The sequence below is a fragment of the Staphylococcus sp. Marseille-Q1834 genome (assembly GCF_916858875.1).
Lineage (GTDB): Bacteria > Bacillota > Bacilli > Staphylococcales > Staphylococcaceae > Staphylococcus > Staphylococcus pragensis.
Window position 1 is genome coordinate 545852 of record NZ_CAKASN010000002.1, and the last position, 19597, is coordinate 565448.

The window sequence follows — 19597 nt, forward strand, 5'->3', positions numbered from 1 at the left end:
AACTGCATATATAAAATAAGTAGCATAGTTCCCCTTTATATAGAGAGGTCTATGCTACTTAATTTTTATACGAGCATTGATTTAATACTTCTTATTTAACCTTCTGATATCCCATCTTTTACTCTATTTTATCTTTCAATTTTCTCTTTTATTGTTTTTCCATCATTTTCATATTTTACAGCGAAATATTTATTATCATGATAATATAAAAACCAATAATCATTTCTTATAAAGTAAGGAACTAATCTCTCTTTTTCACGAATAGATTGCATCGGATAATCATCATATGCACATACCCATAATGGATTGTTATGCGCATGTGTTGGAAAGATGTCTGACATATGCACAGCTTTATCTTCATCACTTTCAATCATCACAATGGATTGACCATAACTATGTCCACCGGTATGCTTCATTTTAACGCCAGGATATACCTCGATTTCTTTATCAAATAGCAACATATTCTCTTCATAAGTGCCACGATTTTTCTTCCAATATGTGGCCTGGCTACGAATATTTGGACTGATAAACTCGTGCCACTCATCCTGTTGGATATAATGTAGTGCGTTTTTGAAGATGGCCTTCCCTTCAACGTCAGTTAGACCAGTAGCATGATCAAAGTGCATATGCGTCATTAATACGATATCAATATCATCCACACTTAACCCATGACGTTTGAGTTCCTCTTCTATTTTACTTTCATAATCAACCGCATAATTTCTGAGTTGCTTATCATTTAATTTACCATTACCTATTCCAGTATCCACTAGAATATTTTTATCACCAGTTTCTATTAATATAGGATAAGTGAGATTAGGTACTTGATTCTTATCATTAACATCATACTTTTTGGACCATAATGGTTTCGGTACAACGCCAAATATAGCGCCTCCGTCCATTTTAGTTGTGCCACCATTCAAAGCATTAACTTCGAATTTCCCTATTTTCATATTTCATTTCCCCTTCTCTTTTTTGAAAATAAAATACTTATACCTTTTGTAAAAAGCATTATTAAACATCTATTTTTATTTATATGTTTAACCTTTTCAACGCCATTTCAATCATTGAACACAAAAATATCGCACAATTATAATAATCGCGCGATACGTTAAGTGTATTATTTATTTTTATGAAATTTAGCTTCCATACGATAAATACGTGAGCCTTTATCAGAGAATTTCTTCTCATATTCAGTAAGGATATTATCCTCATTATCTTCCTCATGAAGATTTAAGTTCAATTTAGTGAAATACATACCATACTGAGACATGCTTTCTAAACTAAACGCAAACAATCCACGATTATCTGTTTTGAAATGAATTTCACCGTCATCTTTAAGAATTTGTTCATACAATGCTAAAAAAGTATGATAAGTGAGTCTTCTTTTCGCATGTCGTTTCTTAGGCCAAGGATCTGAAAAATTTAGATATATGCGAGATACTTCACCATCTTTAAAGTATTCATTCAACTCGATTGCATCATTACAAATCATTTTTAAATTGGTGAGTTCGAGTTCTTTAACTTTATCTAACACTTTATACATTACACTTTTTTCACGTTCCATTGACACAAAGTTAATCTCTGGATGTTTTGCTGCCAATGTAGTAATAAATTGACCCATACCTGAACCAATTTCAATGTAAATAGGTTGAGTTTTATCAAACCAATCAGTCATTTTGCCTGCATGTGCGCCATCCATATCTACTAAATCTGGATGTTCTTTTAAATAATCTTCCGCCCATGGTTTATAACGAACTCTCATACAAGAAATCTCCTTATATAAATAAGTTACTATTCATAACTTCATTTAAAAATTTTAACCAAGTATTCATATCTTTGAATCTTTTCTGTTCTTCATACCATTGCACCATACCAATAGATTGAATCACAGTGTACCATTTCATACGCTTATTTAAATCAATGTTTTCTTCTACTCCATAGGTTTTAAACCATTGAGACCATTTATGTTCAGGAACGTAGTTGTAAAGCAACATACCAATGTCGATAGCGGGATCTGCTATCATAGCCCCTTCCCAGTCTACTAAAAATAATTCATCACGATCAGATAATAACCAATTATTATGATTAACATCGCCATGAACAACCGTGAAGAAACGAGAATCTAAGTTAGGAATGTGCTCTTCTAAATAAGTAAGGGCTTTACGAACAACATGATGGGTTAATACTTCTCTTGATAATGAAGCATTAATTTTATTTAGCATAATTGTCGGCGTAATAGGTTCCATTTCCATGCGTTTGAGCATATTTAATAATGGCTTTGAACCATGTATTTTTTTCAATAGTTCCGCTACTCGCGTTTGATACATTTCAGAAGGTTCTAATTCACGACCATTCTTCCAATGTTGTGCAGTAACGACTTCACCTGTCTCAATACGCTTTGTCCAAACTAATTTCGGTACAATGCCTTCTGCTGATAAGGCTGCAATAAATGGATTTGAATTACGTTTTAAGAATAATTTTTGACCATCTTGTTCAGCCATATATGCTTCGCCCGATGCACCACCTGCTGAATCAAGCGTCCATCCTAACTGATAAAATTGCTCCAACTCGTTCACCTCACTTTCAATTAGAAAATGGCTCGAGAAATATAGTTTTCAAGAGCCATATATTCTAATTTATTATAATCGTAAACTGTATTTTCACGATTATTTATTTATATTTTGAACTTTATTATTTTCAACTATTCATTTAGTTTATTATGTAAAAATGGTTTAATAAACTTTCTATTTCTTTAATCACTCACTGATGATTTTATAATTTTTAGCTTGCTTTTTCAACTGAAAATGAGAAACAAAAAGATACATTTTACTAGTTAAATTAAAGCTCAATTTCGATTAATCTTTAAGTCATATTATAACATAATTTAAGGCCAATAGCTGAATAATTTTTATGTAAATAATATAAAGCTAAAGTTGGACTAAAATTATTTCATCGTCCTGCTCTAACTTTTATAGGTCGTAGACATTCAGTTTAAAAGACTCTATAATAAGCTACCGCTAAAAAATGTCATTAGTATTCAACAAAGTTTAATATTAACGCATTTGTATTTAGTTATCCAATACCAAGAACTCAAACAAGCCTGTCACAAATGTAACAGGCTTGTTTCATATTTCCACAAAATTTAGGTTCAATATAAGCTATCTACTATTTACTTTTAGATTCAATATACTTATTGAACCCTTCTTGTAATTTACGAGTGACAGGTCCTACTTTACCATCGCCAACAGTTTCGCCATCAATTTTTATGACTGGTGTCACTTCAGCTGATGTACTTGATACAATGACTTCGTCTGCATTTTTCAAGAAATCAACTGTAAAAGTTTCCTCTTTAAATGGAATATCGTAATCTTCAGCGATCCATTTAATAACTCTGCGGGTAATACCATTCAAAATGTAATTATTAACGGGATGAGTGTAAATCGCGCCATCTTTTATTGCATAGACGTTACTTGAAGCACCTTCAGTGACAGTATCGCCTCTATGTTGAATTGCTTCGCTGGCATTGTATTTTACAGCATATTCTTTGGCAAGAACATTACCTAATAAATTCAAACTTTTGATATCACAGCGCAACCATCTTATATCTTCAACTGTAGCGGCATTAATACCACTTTCTAAGTCTTCATATGGACGGTCATAACTTTTAGCAAAAGCCATTAATACAGGTTTAACTTCTGGCGTTGGGAATGAATGATTACGTGGCGCTACGCCTCTAGTTGCTTGAATGTAGATACCACCATTTTTAATATCATTGATCTTTAATAGTTCCCTTACAATATCAATTAGCTCTTCAACTGAATAACCTAAATCGATTTGAATTTCGCCAGCACTTCTAACAAAGCGTTCAAAGTGTTCATCGACTGTAAATAATTTACCATCATAAGCTCTGATATATTCATAGATACCATCACCAAACACATAGCCTCGGTCTTCATATGATACTTTAGCGTCTTCTTGGTTTACAAATTCACCGTTAATAAATACTTTTGTCATAGTTTATCCCTCCACACATAGTGAATAAATTGCTTCTAAATAGATACTTGTTGCGTTGAATAATTGCTTTTTAGTAATATATTCATTCTTTTGATGCATTAAATCTTCTGAATCCTCGAACATAGCGCCAAATGCTACACCTTTATCAAGGTTTCTAGCATATGTGCCTCCACCAATTGTATAAGGTTCTGTCATATCGCCAGTTTGGTTTCTGTAAGCAGTGACAAGCTTTTGTACAAATGGATCATTTTTATCTACATAATGTGGTTGTTGAACTTTACCTAGTTCGACTTCAAAACCTAGTGCTTTAATTTCGTTAGTGAAACGTTCAATTGCTTCTTCAAATTCAAAACCTTGTGGGTATCGCAAGTTTACACCGAATCTACCAGCTTTATCTTTATCATAAGTGATGATACCTACATTTGTAGTTACATCGCCCATAATATCAGTATGGAATTTCATTCCCATTTTTTCGCCAAAGTGAGATTCATGTAAATAACGATTACTAAATTCAACAAACGCTTTCGCAGTTTGGTTAAGGTTAAGCGTTGATAAAAAGTCTAAAAGATATAATCCTGCATTAACACCTAATGAAGGGTCCATGCCGTGTACAGCCTTACCTTCTACTGTTAATACTAATTCGCCACTATCCACAACACTTTCACCTTGTAAACGATGTTGGTCTAAATAATGTTCAAAGTGTTGGACTACGTCTGTCATATTCTCTTTAACTAAGACACGTGCTTTAGCAAAATCAGGTACCATATTATAACGTTGACCTGATTCGAAAGATAATAACTCGTAATCTGGTTCATCTGAATCATCGGCAGTGTTTGTTTGTACTAAATCAAATGTTGTAATCCCTTTTTCACCATGAATAGCAGGGAATTCTGCATCAGGCGCAAAACCTAGTGTTGGCATTTCTTCAGTTTGGAAGTATCTTTCTGTACATTTCCAGTCTGATTCTTCATCAGTACCGATGATAATATGGATACGTTTTTTCCAATCCACATTCATTTCATTTAAAATTTTAACTGCGTAGTATGCTGCGATTGTCGGTCCTTTATCATCTAAAGTACCACGAGCAATGATAGCATCGTCAGTTACAACAGGATCGAAAGGATTAGAATCCCAACCATCACCAGCAGGTACAACATCGACGTGACATAATATACCTAATACATCGTCGCCATTACCCGCTTCAATACGTCCTGCAATGTGATCTACATCGTGTGTAGAAAAACCGTCTCTTTTAGCAATTTCATACATGTAATCAAGCGCTTTTCTAGGGCCAGGGCCAACTGGCGCATCTGTTGAAGCTTGAGCATCATCTCTAACACTCTCAATTGAAAGCAGACCTTTTAAGTCATCTATAATCTGACTTTCATATTCTTGAACTTTTTCTTTCCACATTCGAGATCAACTTCCTTTTCAATAGATATACCTATTATTTTACATAATTCTGACTTCAAATTACAGTAAGATGTCAGAAAATTTATAAATTCAATAAAAAAGGAGTGAAACTCCGAAATCAAATCAATATGATTTCATCGTTTCACTCCTAAAACATCTTATAAAAAATTATATTAGTCTTTGTCTTCTAAAGCATTTTTATTATTTTTTAAATCATCTTCACTAACAACACGTAAATTATTATTTACTGTTGCGCCACCTTCATCATCAAATTTTCCTTCTTGTAAAGAATCTTCTTCATTTGAATTTTGGCCTGTGAATTTAGATTTTTCTTCTTCAAGAAATGCTTTAGGATCATTTTTTAAACGATTAGCATAGTCTTGAGGATTATTTCTTACGTCTTGAATTTTTTCATTTGCTTTAGCACCAAATTGGTTAGCTAAATCTTTTGCATTTTCTTTATAACCTTCTGGATCTTGTTTATATTTACTGTATTCTTCTTTTAATCTATCTCTGCTTTCTTTACGAGATAATACAACTGCTGCAGTTGCAGCACCAACTCCAGCTAGAATTCTAAATAAACCTGCTCTTTTAGCCATAGTTAACACCTTCTCCTTTAGTTATTGTTGTAAAAGTTGTAGTTCTTCATCAGTTAGTAATCGATACTCTCCTGATTGAAGATTACCATCTATCGCTAAATTAGCGATTTTAAGACGTTTTAATTCTAATACCTCATTTTCGATGGCATGAAACATCCTTTTTACTTGATGATATTTTCCTTCGTAAATTGTTACATGTGAAGTCGTATCGCTAACTTTAATTAATTGAGCTGGTTTAACTGGCCCGTCGGATAATTCTATTCCCTTTTCAAAAGCTAAAATGTCGCTTTCTTTAATAGGAAATTTCGAGACTACTTCATATGTCTTAGAAACATGTTTAGTAGGACTCATAAGATTATGATTAAATTGTCCGTCGTTGGTAATAAGAAGCAATCCTTCTGTATCTTTATCAAGTCTACCTACTGGAAAGATAGAAAGGTGTTGATACTCTGGTACCAAATCTATCACTGTCTGAGCTGAATCATCGTGAGTTGCTGAGATATAGCCTTTAGGCTTGTTTAACATTATATAAATGTTATCAATGTAGTCAATTTTTTCTCCATTAACTGAAATTTCATCTTGATTAGGATTAATTTGAATTTTAGGAGACTTTTCAACTTTTTGATTAACTTCTATATTTCCTTTTTTCAATAACTGTTTTACTTCAGTTCTTGTACCTACGCCCATATTGGCTAAAAATTTATCTAATCTCATCTTAAGAAACCAACTTTACGACGAATTTTGCCAGGTAAGTCTCCCAAGAACTCATCAGCTAAGCGATTTTTAATAGTAATTGTGCCATAAATTAATGCACCCACAATCACACCTACAATTAAGATAATTAGTGCGCCGATTTTGCGATCAACAGGAATAAAGAGACTTAAAATAAAGTACACAACCTCTACTCCTATCATCATAATTAAGCTATAGATGAAGATTTTTGCCACTTGAACAAATGTATCAGTAAAGTGATATTTTGCATAAACTTTTAAAATCATTAAGTTTGCTATATTCGCAACTAATAATGCAATAGCTGTACTTAACACTGCCCCAGCAGTATGGAATAACATGATGAGTGGGAAGTTTAAAATTAATTTTAAAAGTACTGAACCTAAAATGACAAAAACTGTTAATTTCTGCTTATTAATACCTTGTAACATTGAAGCAGTTACACTTAATAAAGAAATTAATATTGCAACTGGCGCATAGTAGAATAAAATCTTATTACCATCAGGGTTATACTGATAAAACACTGTGTATAATGGTGATGACAATGCCATAATACCTAAACTTGCTGGAACTGTGATATACATTAACACGCCAATCGATGTTTTAATCTGACGGTGCATTTCTGTTAAACGTCCTTCAGCAAAGGTCTTAGTAATGTAAGGAATTAAACTCACTGCAAATCCTGCTGCTAATGATGTTGGTATCATTACGATTTTATTTGTCGTAAAGTTTAAAATTGTGAAGAAATAGTCTTTATTTGCATGCATTCCAGCAGCATCTAATGCATTGTTATGCGTGAATTGGTCTACTAAGTTAAATAATGGGAAGTTAAGACTCACGATAACAAATGGAATACTATAAGAAATAATTTCCTTATACATTTTAGTATAAGATACTTCTAATCCAGTTTTATCAGAAGCCACCATTTCTTCAATAAATGGTTTACGTTTACGCCAGTAGTACCATAGAGTAAATAGACCAGCGATTGCTCCAATTGCGGCAGCAAAAGTCGCAACACCATTTGCTTGTAAATATGTACCATGGAACACATTAAGAACTAAATAACTACCAATTAAGATAAAGATAATTCTAGCGATTTGTTCAGTAACTTCTGATACAGCAGTAGGTCCCATTGATTCGTAACCTTGGAAGACACCGCGCCACGTAGCAAGTAATGGAATAAATACTACTACCATACTAATAATTCGTATAATCCAAGTAATATCGGCTACTGTCCAACCAATTTTCCCTTCTTTTTGACCAAGGGTAATACTTGCAATTTCAGGAGCTAAGAAGAATAAAATTAAAAATCCTATAATTCCCGAAATCGTCATTACTATAAAGCTAGATTTGTATAACTTTTGTCCTACCCTATAGGCGCCTAGTGCATTATATTTTGCTACAAATTTAGAGGCAGCTAAAGGTACACCAGCTGTTGCCACAGCAATAGCGATGTTATAAGGAACATAAGCATAGTTGAAAGGTGCTAATTTTTCTTCAGCATTCGCACCCATGATTGCATAAAATGGAATTACAAAAAGCACACCTAATACTTTAGTAATTAAAATACTTAAGGTTATTAGGAAGGTGCCTCGTACCATTTCCTTATTTTCACTCATATTTAATCTTCCTACCTTTAAAATTAATCATAGATTTGATTGATTTACTTTTTTACTTCTGCATGTTTTCTAGACTTGCATTACTATAAAATATATCACAAAATACTTATTGTTTCCTGTATCTTTTTAAGTTTTCAAGAATTATTCTTATAATCAATAATTTGTTAATGAAACATACTTATAAAATTTAAATGTACAAATGCTTTGTATAGCGTAACTTCTCATCAATCTTTTGTAAATTCTATTGTACCCATAGTAAAAAATGATATTTCTAGATAAAATATTAACGAGTCATAATGGAGGTTAAATCATGTACCAAACGATTATTATTGGTGGCGGTCCAAGTGGACTAATGGCGGCAGTCGCTGCTAGTGAGTCTAATAACCAAATTCTTTTATTAGAGAAAAAGAAAGGTTTAGGACGCAAATTGAAAATTTCTGGTGGCGGGCGTTGTAATGTTACCAATCGCCTTCCCTACGCAGAAATCATAAAAAATATACCTGGGAACGGCAAGTTTCTTTATAGTCCTTTTTCAATTTTTGACAATGAATCTATTATTGAATTTTTTGAAAGCCGTGGCGTTAAACTTAAAGAAGAAGATCACGGTCGTATGTTCCCCGTATCAAATAAAGCTCAAGATGTAGTTGACACTTTGGTAAATACCATTAAAGATCGTCACGTTGAAATTAAAGAAGAAACAATTGTTAATAGTATTACATTAACAGAGGATAATCATTTCAAAGTCACTACTCATAATGGTGAATTCTTCTCTAAAACTGTCATTATTGCAACTGGTGGTACAAGTGTACCTCAAACTGGTTCAACTGGAGACGGTTATAAATTTGCCGAACATTTAGGCCATACGATTACTGAACTCTTCCCTACTGAAGTGCCGATTACTTCTGCGGAACCGTTTATTAAATCTAAACAATTAAAAGGTTTAAGTCTTAAAGATGTAGAACTATCTGTATTGAAAAAGAACGGCAAGAAACGTATAAGTCATCAGATGGATATGATATTCACGCATTTTGGGGTAAGTGGTCCAGCTGCCTTACGCTGTAGTCAATTTGTATATAAAGAGCAAAAAAATCAGAAGAAACAAGATATTATGATGCAACTTGATGTCTTTCCAGATATTAAAAAAAATGAGTTAGAACAAAAAATCAAAAAAATACTTAACGAAGAGCCTGATAAATATGTAAAAAATAGTTTAAGAGGTTTAATTGAAGAACGCTATTTACGCTTCATGTTAGAACAAGCAGGAATTGATGATGAAACAACTTATCATCACTTATCTAATCAACAACTCACTCGATTTGTTGAATGTTTAAAAGGTTTTACCTTTACAGTTAACGGTACCTTGCCAATAGATAAAGCATTTGTCACAGGTGGTGGCGTGAGTTTGAAAGAAATTTGGCCGAAAACAATGATGTCTAAGTTACAACCTGGCTTATTTTTATGTGGAGAAGTTCTAGATATACATGGTTATACAGGTGGATATAATATTACGAGTGCCTTAGTAACTGGTCATGTTGCTGGATATGAAGCTGGACGATTCGAACCAGAAACAGAGCAATAAAACTCACCTAATTTTATATCAAATCTTAATATTTACTTAATTTAATACTAAAAAAGATAGCTCGAAAGAATAATTCAAATCTTTCGAGCTATCTTTATATTTTGTATCAAGATTTCAATTCTACTTAGATACTTTGAATATCTGTTCCTTCAGAACCCCACTCATTCATACCGCCTTCAACGTTAACAGCGTGAATACCTTGATCTTCTAAATATTTAACTACTTTAGCACTACGCATACCGGCAGCACAGATAATGTAGTATGTTTCATCTTTATTAAATTGATTTAAGTTGTCAGGAATTTGATCCATTGGAATTGTTGTAGCTCCAGGAATAATTCCTAATGCAGTTTCTTCATCATTTCTTACATCCACTATATTCACTGGATTAGAATCTAATACTTTCTCTTTTAATTGATCTACACTAATTGATTCCATTTTTTAAAACTCCTTTAAATTTATTTAGCAACAATGTTAACTAATTTTTGAGGTACAGCAATGATTTTTTTAATATCTTTACCTTCAATTGATAGTTTAACATTTTCATCTTGTAATGCTAAATCTTGCATTTCTTCTTTAGATAAATCTTTAGGGATATTTAATTTAGCTCTAACTTTTCCGTTAACTTGTACAACAATTTCTACTTCTGCATCTACAAGTAATGATTCATCGTAAGTAGGCCATGGTTGATACGTAATTGTATCAGCATTACCTAAACGATTCCATAACTCTTCACCGATGTGCGGAGCAATTGGAGCTAACATTTTAACAAATCCTTCTGCGTAAGGTTTGTAAATTTCATTCACTTTATAGCAATCGTTAATAAATACCATTAATTGACTGATAGCAGTATTGAAGTTAAGTGTATTAAAGTCTTCTGTCACTTTTTTAACAGTTTGGTTATAAACTTTATCTAATGAATTATCGTTATTTTCTACAATTTTATCAGAAAGTGAATCATCTTCATTGATAAATAATCGCCACACTCTATCTAAGAAACGTCTAGATCCATCTAATCCATTTTCACTCCACGCAATAGCAGCATCTAAAGGTCCCATGAACATTTCATAAAGACGTAATGTGTCAGCACCATGTGATGCTACGATATCATCAGGGTTAACTACATTACCTTTAGATTTACTCATTTTTTCATTACCTTCCCCAAGAATCATACCTTGGTTAAATAATTTTTGGAAAGGTTCTTTAGTTGGTACAACGCATAAATCATATAACACTTTATGCCAGAAACGAGCATATAATAAGTGAAGCACTGCATGTTCTACCCCGCCGATGTATAAATCAACTGGTAACCAATGTTTTAGTTTTTCAGGGTCAGCTAACATTTTATCATTATGAGGGTCGATGTAACGTAAATAGTACCAGCAACTACCTGCCCATTGTGGCATTGTATTTGTTTCACGACGGCCTTTCATACCTGTTTTTTCATCTACTACATTTACAAACTCATCGATATTAGCTAATGGAGATTCACCTGTACCTGATGGTTTAATTTCGTCTGTTTCTGGAAGTAACAATGGTAGTTCATCTTCTGGAACAGTTGTCATTGAACCATCTTCCCAATGAATAATCGGAATAGGTTCACCCCAATAACGTTGTCTACTGAATAACCAGTCTCTTAATTTATAATTAACTTTCTTTTCTCCAGCGCCTTTAGCTTCAAGTAATTCAATTGCTTTTTTGATAGCCGCTTCGTTATCTAATCCATCTAAGTCACCAGAGTTAACATGTGCTCCTACGCCAGTGTAAGCTTCTTTTTGAACGTCGCCACCTTCAATGACTTCGATGATTGGTAAGTCAAATTTAACAGCAAATTCGTGGTCACGTTCGTCATGTGCTGGTACCGCCATTACTGCACCTGTGCCATAACTTGATAATACGTAATCAGCAATCCAAATTGGTAATTTCTCACCTGATAAAGGATTAATTGCATAAGCTCCTGTAAATACACCTGATTTATCTTTTGCTAAGTCCGTACGTTCTAAGTCAGATTTTTTAGAAGCTTCTTCTTGATAACGTTTAACTTCTTCTTTTTTATCTTCTGAAGTAATGTCATTTACTAACGCGTGTTCAGGACTTAACACTAAGAATGTAGTACCGTAGATCGTATCTGGACGTGTTGTGAAGACATCGATTGAAGCATCCTTATCTTCAACTTCAAACGAAACACGAGCTCCTTCAGAACGACCAATCCAGTTACGTTGCATATCTTTAATAGATTCAGGCCAGTCTAATTCATTTAAGTCTTCTAATAAACGGTCAGCATATTCAGTAATTTTTAATACCCATTGTTTCATTGGACGACGGTATACTGGATGTCCACCACGTTCAGATACACCATCAACAACTTCTTCATTTGATAGAACAGTACCTAAAGCTGGACACCAGTTAACTGCTACTTCATCTACATAAGCTAGACCTTTATTATAAAGTTGAATGAAAATCCATTGTGTCCATTTATAATATTCTGGGTCAGTCGTATTTACTTCTCTGTCCCAGTCATAACTGAAACCTAACTCTTGAATTTGTCGTTTAAACGTTTGAACATTTTGTTTTGTAAATTCTCTTGGGTCATTACCTGTATCTAAAGCATATTGTTCAGCTGGTAGACCAAACGCATCCCATCCCATTGGATGTAATACATTGTAGCCTTGCATACGTTTATAACGTGAAATAATATCTGTTGCGGTATATCCCTCTGGATGACCTACGTGAAGTCCTGCGCCTGATGGATATGGGAACATATCTAATGCATAAAATTTCTTCTGACCTAAATTATCACTAGCTTTAAAAGTTTTATTATCAGCCCAATAATTTTGCCATTTCTTTTCGATTTCTTTGTGATTGTAACTCAAAGTTTCTCCTCCTAAGACAAATAAAAAACACCTCTAACTATTACATTTTAAAGGGACGACTTATAAGCCGCGGTACCACCCTAATTCACATAACTATGTGCACTTTATAATAGTAAGAGATGTTTTAAATTTAATTATTTAACGGTAAGTTCACTTAATTCTTAACACTAGTTTACACCACCACTAGCTCTCTGTTGAAAAGTCTTTAAGCTACTACTCCAATACAATTTAATATTATGAGATTCGCGCCTTATTTGCAAGTGGTTAAACTAATTTTATTAAAAGTGATTTACTCTTAAAATTATTGACGAGTATTTCTTGGATGTTTGCCTTTTGGTAAACCTTTATCAAAAACAGCAAGGAAAATCATAGCAACAATTAAAAGAAGCATAATTCCTATGAACATTGCACTCATATTAAAGGTATCTACCAACACACCACCGATGAATGGGCCGAACGCTTTACCTACTGTAGAGGCTGAATTAACAACACCTTGATATTGACCTTGTTTACCTTCAGGCGCAAGATAATTAGCAATAGTAGGAACTGCTGGCCATACAAACATTTCACCAAACGTTAGAATAATCATACCGATTAAGAATACAGTAAATTGTTGCGCAAAGCTTGTAACAAAGAATGCAAGCATAAAGATTAAAATTCCAACGAACATTTGTGCTTTTAAATTACCTTTTAATAGTACAATAACAGGTCTAATTAATGGTTGCGCAACTAAAATCATGATACCGTTAACAGTCCAAAGAATACTGTATTGAGATAATGAAATGTTTAGTTCTTGTGTGTATGATGCAATAGTTGTTTCCCATTGAATGTAGGCAATCCAACAAATAGCAAACATTCCACATAAAGCAAGTAAAGCCATGAAACGTTTTTTATTTTCTTTACTTTTAATATCAATACTGTCAGGGGCTTTCATCTTAGCATGATATTCAAGATTGAATTGAGTCACTGCTATTAATGTAAATAGAACATACATAATTAAGTTTGCTATAAAGATATAATTAAAACTCAATTCTGCTACGAAACCACCTAAAGCAGCGCCAAGCGCAACGCCCATATTTTGTGCTAAATAGATAGCATTAAAAGTCGTTCTACCTCCGTTAGGCCAAACGGCACCTGCCATCGCAAATATTGTGGGAACTATCATTCCACCACCAAATCCTAGTAAGACTAACCAAACCGCATACCATGGCCACCCATGGAAGAAGTTTAATAAAGTAGTACTAGTCAAACATGTAAAGGCACCTATCATAATTGTGCGATAACCACCCAATTTATCAAATAATGAACCGCCTAGTAAGTTACCAACTACCATGCCGAATGAGTTCACCATTAGAACGAGCGTAGCTGTTGTTAAACTCTTGCCAAGTTCTTCTTTCATATAAATTGTGTTTAAAGGCCATAAAAAGCTGGCACCAGTTATATTTAGCGCCATGCCAATAACTAGCCACCATACTGATTTAGGTATATTCATATTTCTAGTCCCCTCTTTATATATTTGTAGAACCACATTAAACACTATAACATTAAAATATGTTAAAATCTTTACTTAGAACTAAGTTAGATAGAAAGGATAATGTATTATGGGTAACTATTTCCCGTATGCCTTTGAAAATAAACGATATCATACATGGAATTACCATTTAAAAAATAAATTTGGCCAAAAGATTTTTAAAGTTGCGTTAGACGGTGGATTTGACTGTCCAAACCGTGATGGCACAGTTGCGCACGGTGGATGTACGTTCTGTTCTGCTGCAGGTAGTGGTGACTTTGCTGGTAATAGAGCAGATCCTATTGAAGTTCAATTCCAACAAATTAAAGATAGAATGCATGAAAAATGGAGCGAAGGTAAATATATTGCTTATTTCCAAGCTTTTACTAATACACACGCCCCAGTCGAAGTATTAAAAGAAAAATATGAACCTGTCTTAAAAGAAGAAGGTGTAGTTGGTTTATCAATTGCTACACGTCCTGATTGTTTACCAGATGATGTAGTCGAATATTTAGCTGAATTAAATGAACGTACTTACCTTTGGGTAGAACTAGGATTACAAACTGTCCATCAAGAAACATCTGATTTAATCAATCGTGCACATGATATGCAAACTTATTATGAAGGCGTAGCTAAATTAAGAAAACATAACATTAATGTATGTACACATATTATTAATGGTTTACCTGGTGAAGATTACAATATGATGATGGAAACAGCACGTGAAGTAGCTCAAATGGATGTACAAGGTATTAAAATCCACTTACTTCATTTATTAAAAGGGACGCCTATGGTGAAACAATATGAAAAAGGTATGCTCGAATTTATGTCACAAGAGGATTATACCAACCTAGTGTGCGATCAACTAGAAATTTTACCTCCAGAAATGATTATACATCGTATCACTGGAGATGGACCGATTGACTTAATGGTAGGTCCTATGTGGAGTGTTAATAAATGGGAAGTCTTAAATGAAATTGATAATGAACTTGCACGCCGTGATTCTTATCAAGGTAAACATTACAAAGCTGAGTCAAAAATCAAATCATGAAATTAGAACGTATTCTCCCCTTTTCAAAAACACTCATACAAAGCCACGTTACAGAAGACAGCATTGTCATTGATGCAACGTGTGGCAATGGTAACGATACTTTATTTCTAGCTCAACAAGTACCTAACGGTGAAGTTTATGGCTTTGACATTCAAGCTACAGCCATCCAAAACACTGCTGAAAAAGTTAAAGACTATGATAATGTAACATTAATACAAGATGGTCACGAACATGTCTTGAACCATTTGCACGGGAAGATTTCAAAGCCAATTGACGCTGCTATCTTTAATTTAGGATATCTTCCAAAAGGTGATAAGGCCATTGTTACTCAACCCGACACTACTATTAAAGCAATTGAAGATATATTTGAATTGTTAAGTGTTGAAGGGATTATCGTGTTAGTGATTTATCATGGTCATGAAGAAGGTAAAGTTGAACGTGATGAAGTGATGAAATATTTAACATCGATGGATCAAACTAAAGCACACGTTTTGCAATATCAATATATTAATCAAATTAATAATGCGCCCTTTATTTGCGCTATTGAAAAACGATAATTCTAATGAATAAATAAATTTAAAACGAGCCTAACACATTATCATCCCATGTGTTAAGCTCGTTTATTTAATTAAACTTCCATTAATGATTTTAGGCTTTCTTCAAATAATTGATACCTTTTTTTAATGTTATTAGTAATAAAATTAAGTAATTCAACTTTATCTTCTTTTTTATTTTCATTAAAGTGAATAATTACTGTGCGCTCATCATCTAAAGGACGTTCTTTATATATCCATTCAGATTGAACTAAATTATTATAAGTCCGTGTTCTTTTATATGATTTAATACAAACGTAACTATCCATTTCTTTTAACGTCATAGGTCCCTTATCCCATAACGTTAACAAAATTAAAACTTCTTCTTTTGATAAGTCGTAATTTTCATAAATTACCTTGAATACAGAATTAATTTCTTTACATAATTCCTCTAATTTTAATATCATCGTTATATTTTCATTAGCTTGATTACTCAAGGCAATCCCCTCCTTCATGTAAATAATCCTATCCCTATCAATTTATGATAGGATTTTGACACTTCTAACCCTTGTAAATAATCATAATACTCTTGAATTATGATTAATAATTCACTTAAAATCTATATGTAAAAATGTTTGTTTTTTATATAAATCTACAAACTTTTAAACATGCAATATCAATAAAATTTTATAAATTCATTCAATTAAAATATACCAATTCTCTTAATTTTATTCAACATTCAATATGTAGTTTTAATTTTATAAACTAAAGATATGTTTATTAAAAAATCAGGATTGCCCCTCTTTGTTTTACAAAGGTTGATAATCCTGATTCTTTACTATGATTTAAATGTCTTCAATTTCTTCCTCTTTTACAATAAATCCCATAGTATTCACACTGTTATTTAAAAACGTTAAGACATAACGCATCACTTGATCACGTTCAGGCTCATTATGTATTTCATGATATAGCCCTTCCCACGCTTTATAATAAAATTCCGTCGTAGCAAGTTGTTGTTTTAATTCAACAATTGAATGTGTATCTAATAATTTATCTTCAGTACCATACATTAATATGGTTGGAAGTGGTTTTACATCTTGAATATGTTGCAAAGTGTCTTTCATTGTTTCAATAATGATGTTGTACCATTTGTAAGTCACTTTTTTAAGTATTAACCCATCTTGTTTAGTCTCTTCGATAACTTCATCATTACGAGTTAAGTCACTATAATTAATACCTAATTTAAAGCGAGCATCCTTAGAAGCTTTGCCTATATTAGAAATGAACATGTTTTTGCGAGTCTTATTATTTTTTTGTAATTCAAGCATTGGAGACAATAATAACATTCCTTCAATTGGCACGTCATTTTTTTCCAAAAGATTTAATACAATAAGTCCACCTAAACCTACACCCATCACAAATGTAGGTAATTTATATTCATTCGCAATTTTAACCCATTCTAAGACGCTTTCATGATATACATTGAAACTTTTCAAATGACCTTTATTAATGCGTGAAGTTTGTCCTTGTCCTGGTAAATCTCCCATAATTACATGATAGCCATTACGTCTTAACATTGTAATGACATAGGCATAACGTCCTGTATGTTCTAAAATATTATGTACTATGACTACTACGCCTTTAGCATCTTGTTCTGTTTCCCACTTCCACATATCTATTAATCCCTTCATACTTAAATTCCAACAACAATATTATATCAGATAATACACTATGATTGGTGTATGTCATCCATCTTTGAAGTATCTTAATATAAATATTTTAGTTATGAAATAACTATATGTGTAATTATACATTAGAAATACTTTTCAGATAATTGAAAACGCTTTCTTGACAGTGATTTTCATGCTAAACTATATATAAATAAACGATTTGTGGGTAATGGAGGAATTAAAAATGTCACTTTTCAGAGATTTTTTTATCGCTTTATCTAATAGTACATATTTAAATGAAACAGCAAAAAGAATTGGACCACGCATGGGTGCTGATAAAGTCGTTGCAGGCAATACAATTGAACAACTTATAGAAACGATTGAAAGATTAAATGACAAAAACATCGAAGTTACTGTAGATAACTTAGGAGAATTTGTGGGTACAGAAGCTGAAGCTAATCAAGCTAAAAATGAAATTCTTGAAGTTATGCAAGCAGTTAAAGACTATAATGTTGATGCTCACATGTCTGTTAAATTAAGCTCTTTAGGAGCAGAATTCGATTTAAATTTAGCTTACGAAAATTTAAGAGAAATCCTTCTAAAAGCAGACGAATTTGATAAAATGCATATTAATATTGATACAGAAAAATATCAAAGTTTACAACAAATTATTGAAGTCCTTGATAAATTAAAAGGCGAATTTAAAAATGTAGGTACAGTGATTCAAGCATACTTATACGATGCTGATGATTTACTAGATAAATATTCTGACTTGCGCCTACGTTTAGTTAAAGGTGCATATAAAGAAGAAGCAAATATAGCATATCAAACTAAAGAGGAAATTGATGAGAATTACATTAGACTGATTGAAAAACGATTGCTTAATGCTAGAAACTTCACTTCTATTGCAACGCATGACGATAGAATAATTAATCATGTTAAACAATTTGCAAAAGATCATCACATTGATAAAGATAATTTTGAGTTCCAAATGTTATATGGTTTCCGTGGTGAACTAGCTGAACAAATTGCTAGAGAAGGCTATCATTTTACGATATATGTACCATATGGTAACGATTGGTTCGCTTATTTCATGAGACGACTTGCAGAGCGTCCACAAAACTTAGCATTAGCTTATCAAGAATTTGTATCAACAGAGACGTTGAAAAAAGTGGGACTTGCTAGCGCAGTTGGTATTGGTAGCTTAACCATTTTATCAGGAGCTGTAAAATTATTTAGAAAATAAAATAGTTAAATGTAGATTAAGAATTAAATCAAGATTATAAATATAGATAAAGTTTTAATTCTTATACATAAGGCACTTCGTTATTTAATGATAGACATTAAATCAAACGAAGTGCCCTTTTTTAAGTATTTAATTATAAAAATAAATGAACAAAAGTGTGCACACATTTACGCAAATAGTTCTAACGTAAATTATGAAGTGTATTTGCGAAGACGCCTAGTGGAAAGGAAAGTGTCGAGTTAGTACAGGTTCGAGACTTCCAATAAGCAAGCGTCGCAACAAAATGAGTCAATGTACAAATAATTAAAATTGTTTTAGTAAGTTAGCCATTTCAATCGCACTAACCGCTGCTTCAGCACCTTTGTTACCCGCTTTAGTGCCTGCACGTTCAACAGCTTGTTCAATACTTTCAGTTGTTAAAACACCGAAAATGACTGGCGTATCAGTTACATCGTTAGCTTTAGATACTCCTTTAGCCACTTCGTTACATACATAATCATAGTGTGATGTAGCGCCTCTAATGACACATCCAAGTGTAATAACGGCATCATATTCACCTTTTTGAGCTAACTTTTTCGCTACTAAAGGAATTTCAAATGCACCTGGTACATAAGCTACATCGATATTATTTTCATCAACACCATGTCTAATTAATGTATCTTGCGCACCATCTAAAAGACGACCTGTAATAAAATCATTAAACCTACTCACTACTACCGCAATTTTTAAATCTGTACCTACTAATTTACCTTCAAAATTCATT

18 protein-coding genes and 1 other annotated feature are annotated in these 19597 nt (G+C 32.8%); of the genes, 4 read left to right on the forward strand and 14 right to left on the reverse strand.

Annotated features, from left to right (window positions below; translation table 11 throughout):
* Positions 1 to 128: 128 nt before the first annotated feature.
* From LIX58_RS11760 to LIX58_RS11795, 8 genes are all read right to left on the reverse strand, one after another.
* Positions 129 to 950, reverse strand: a complete 822-nt coding sequence (locus tag LIX58_RS11760) for a YtnP family quorum-quenching lactonase (RefSeq protein WP_154838272.1) — start codon at positions 948 to 950, stop codon at positions 129 to 131.
* 167 nt (positions 951 to 1117) lie between these two features.
* Complete coding sequence (gene trmB / locus LIX58_RS11765) at positions 1118 to 1762, reverse strand: tRNA (guanosine(46)-N7)-methyltransferase TrmB (protein WP_126566100.1); 645 nt, start codon at positions 1760 to 1762, stop codon at positions 1118 to 1120.
* A 13-nt stretch (positions 1763 to 1775) separates the two neighbouring features.
* Positions 1776 to 2567, reverse strand: a complete 792-nt coding sequence (locus LIX58_RS11770) for a phosphotransferase family protein (RefSeq protein ID WP_126566103.1) — start codon at positions 2565 to 2567, stop codon at positions 1776 to 1778.
* A gap of 598 nt (positions 2568 to 3165) precedes the next feature.
* Positions 3166 to 4014 (reverse strand): D-amino-acid transaminase, encoded by an 849-nt coding sequence (gene dat, locus LIX58_RS11775; RefSeq protein ID WP_154838273.1) that lies wholly within the window; start codon positions 4012 to 4014, stop codon positions 3166 to 3168.
* Between the two features lie 3 nt (positions 4015 to 4017).
* Positions 4018 to 5427: a dipeptidase PepV gene (gene pepV, locus LIX58_RS11780; protein ID WP_126566108.1), complete on the reverse strand. Its 1410-nt coding sequence runs from the start codon at positions 5425 to 5427 to the stop codon at positions 4018 to 4020.
* A gap of 173 nt (positions 5428 to 5600) precedes the next feature.
* On the reverse strand, positions 5601 to 6026 hold the full coding sequence (locus LIX58_RS11785) for a YtxH domain-containing protein (protein ID WP_126566110.1): 426 nt from the start codon (positions 6024 to 6026) through the stop codon (positions 5601 to 5603).
* 21 nt (positions 6027 to 6047) lie between these two features.
* Complete coding sequence (locus LIX58_RS11790) at positions 6048 to 6740, reverse strand: pseudouridine synthase (RefSeq protein ID WP_154838274.1); 693 nt, start codon at positions 6738 to 6740, stop codon at positions 6048 to 6050.
* The gene (locus tag LIX58_RS11795) at positions 6737 to 8374 is read right to left on the reverse strand and encodes a polysaccharide biosynthesis protein (RefSeq protein ID WP_126566115.1); all 1638 of its coding nucleotides are present in this window, start codon (positions 8372 to 8374) and stop codon (positions 6737 to 6739) included. The genes LIX58_RS11790 and LIX58_RS11795 overlap by 4 nt, the downstream gene beginning before the upstream one ends.
* A gap of 310 nt (positions 8375 to 8684) precedes the next feature.
* On the opposite strand from LIX58_RS11795, the gene LIX58_RS11800 reads away from it, so the two are divergent.
* Positions 8685 to 9953 carry an NAD(P)/FAD-dependent oxidoreductase gene (locus LIX58_RS11800; protein ID WP_154838275.1) on the forward strand — a complete coding sequence of 423 codons (1269 nt, stop codon included), beginning with the start codon at positions 8685 to 8687 and terminating at the stop codon, positions 9951 to 9953.
* A 124-nt stretch (positions 9954 to 10077) separates the two neighbouring features.
* On the opposite strand, the gene LIX58_RS11805 is transcribed toward LIX58_RS11800, so the two are convergent.
* The 3 genes from LIX58_RS11805 to LIX58_RS11815 all read right to left on the reverse strand — a co-directional run bounded on the left by LIX58_RS11805 (position 10078) and on the right by LIX58_RS11815 (position 14316).
* Entirely contained in the window at positions 10078 to 10389 is a 312-nt protein-coding gene (locus LIX58_RS11805) for a rhodanese-like domain-containing protein (RefSeq protein WP_126566120.1), read from the reverse strand.
* Positions 10390 to 10409: 20 nt separating this feature from the next.
* Positions 10410 to 12824: a leucine--tRNA ligase gene (leuS, locus tag LIX58_RS11810; protein WP_226386349.1), complete on the reverse strand. Its 2415-nt coding sequence runs from the start codon at positions 12822 to 12824 to the stop codon at positions 10410 to 10412.
* Between the two features lie 48 nt (positions 12825 to 12872).
* Positions 12873 to 13060: a binding site (T-box leader), on the reverse strand.
* Between the two features lie 65 nt (positions 13061 to 13125).
* Complete coding sequence (locus LIX58_RS11815) at positions 13126 to 14316, reverse strand: MDR family MFS transporter (protein ID WP_126566126.1); 1191 nt, start codon at positions 14314 to 14316, stop codon at positions 13126 to 13128.
* 109 nt (positions 14317 to 14425) lie between these two features.
* Between LIX58_RS11815 and LIX58_RS11820 the strand changes: the two genes are divergently transcribed.
* Positions 14426 to 15385 (forward strand): TIGR01212 family radical SAM protein, encoded by a 960-nt coding sequence (locus tag LIX58_RS11820; RefSeq protein WP_103366463.1) that lies wholly within the window; start codon positions 14426 to 14428, stop codon positions 15383 to 15385.
* Entirely contained in the window at positions 15382 to 15942 is a 561-nt protein-coding gene (locus tag LIX58_RS11825; protein WP_126566129.1) for a tRNA (mnm(5)s(2)U34)-methyltransferase, read from the forward strand. The genes LIX58_RS11820 and LIX58_RS11825 overlap by 4 nt, the downstream gene beginning before the upstream one ends.
* A 71-nt stretch (positions 15943 to 16013) precedes the next feature.
* Here the strand turns inward: LIX58_RS11825 and LIX58_RS11830 are convergent, their stop codons facing one another.
* Both LIX58_RS11830 and LIX58_RS11835 read right to left on the reverse strand, forming a co-directional pair.
* Positions 16014 to 16415 carry a transcriptional regulator, SarA/Rot family gene (locus LIX58_RS11830; RefSeq protein ID WP_413470820.1) on the reverse strand — a complete coding sequence of 134 codons (402 nt, stop codon included), beginning with the start codon at positions 16413 to 16415 and terminating at the stop codon, positions 16014 to 16016.
* Between the two features lie 348 nt (positions 16416 to 16763).
* The gene (locus LIX58_RS11835; RefSeq protein WP_226386350.1) at positions 16764 to 17591 is read right to left on the reverse strand and encodes an alpha/beta fold hydrolase; all 828 of its coding nucleotides are present in this window, start codon (positions 17589 to 17591) and stop codon (positions 16764 to 16766) included.
* A gap of 241 nt (positions 17592 to 17832) precedes the next feature.
* On the opposite strand from LIX58_RS11835, the gene LIX58_RS11840 reads away from it, so the two are divergent.
* The gene (locus LIX58_RS11840; RefSeq protein ID WP_154838280.1) at positions 17833 to 18834 is read left to right on the forward strand and encodes a proline dehydrogenase family protein; all 1002 of its coding nucleotides are present in this window, start codon (positions 17833 to 17835) and stop codon (positions 18832 to 18834) included.
* 303 nt (positions 18835 to 19137) lie between these two features.
* Here LIX58_RS11840 and ribE read toward each other — a convergent pair whose 3' ends face one another.
* On the reverse strand, positions 19138 to 19596 hold the full coding sequence (ribE, locus tag LIX58_RS11845) for a 6,7-dimethyl-8-ribityllumazine synthase (RefSeq protein ID WP_103366468.1): 459 nt from the start codon (positions 19594 to 19596) through the stop codon (positions 19138 to 19140).
* Between the last annotated feature and the right edge of the window lies 1 nt (position 19597).

Excerpts from the sequence above, each read along its gene's own strand:
- ribE (WP_103366468.1), bottom strand. The coding sequence starts at position 19,596 with ATGAATTTTGAAGGTAAATTAGTAGGTACAGATTTAAAAATTGCGGTA.
- LIX58_RS11790 (WP_154838274.1), bottom strand. The coding sequence starts at position 6,740 with ATGAGATTAGATAAATTTTTAGCCAATATGGGCGTAGGTACAAGAACT.
- LIX58_RS11795 (WP_126566115.1), bottom strand. The coding sequence starts at position 8,374 with ATGAGTGAAAATAAGGAAATGGTACGAGGCACCTTCCTAATAACCTTA.
- LIX58_RS11840 (WP_154838280.1), top strand. The coding sequence starts at position 17,833 with ATGTCACTTTTCAGAGATTTTTTTATCGCTTTATCTAATAGTACATAT.
- LIX58_RS11800 (WP_154838275.1), top strand. The coding sequence starts at position 8,685 with ATGTACCAAACGATTATTATTGGTGGCGGTCCAAGTGGACTAATGGCG.
- pepV (WP_126566108.1), bottom strand. The coding sequence starts at position 5,427 with ATGTGGAAAGAAAAAGTTCAAGAATATGAAAGTCAGATTATAGATGAC.
- LIX58_RS11805 (WP_126566120.1), bottom strand. The coding sequence starts at position 10,389 with ATGGAATCAATTAGTGTAGATCAATTAAAAGAGAAAGTATTAGATTCT.
- trmB (WP_126566100.1), bottom strand. The coding sequence starts at position 1,762 with ATGAGAGTTCGTTATAAACCATGGGCGGAAGATTATTTAAAAGAACAT.
- LIX58_RS11815 (WP_126566126.1), bottom strand. The coding sequence starts at position 14,316 with ATGAATATACCTAAATCAGTATGGTGGCTAGTTATTGGCATGGCGCTA.
- LIX58_RS11820 (WP_103366463.1), top strand. The coding sequence starts at position 14,426 with ATGGGTAACTATTTCCCGTATGCCTTTGAAAATAAACGATATCATACA.
- LIX58_RS11785 (WP_126566110.1), bottom strand. The coding sequence starts at position 6,026 with ATGGCTAAAAGAGCAGGTTTATTTAGAATTCTAGCTGGAGTTGGTGCT.
- LIX58_RS11825 (WP_126566129.1), top strand. The coding sequence starts at position 15,382 with ATGAAATTAGAACGTATTCTCCCCTTTTCAAAAACACTCATACAAAGC.
- dat (WP_154838273.1), bottom strand. The coding sequence starts at position 4,014 with ATGACAAAAGTATTTATTAACGGTGAATTTGTAAACCAAGAAGACGCT.
- LIX58_RS11835 (WP_226386350.1), bottom strand. The coding sequence starts at position 17,591 with ATGTGGAAGTGGGAAACAGAACAAGATGCTAAAGGCGTAGTAGTCATA.
- LIX58_RS11760 (WP_154838272.1), bottom strand. The coding sequence starts at position 950 with ATGAAAATAGGGAAATTCGAAGTTAATGCTTTGAATGGTGGCACAACT.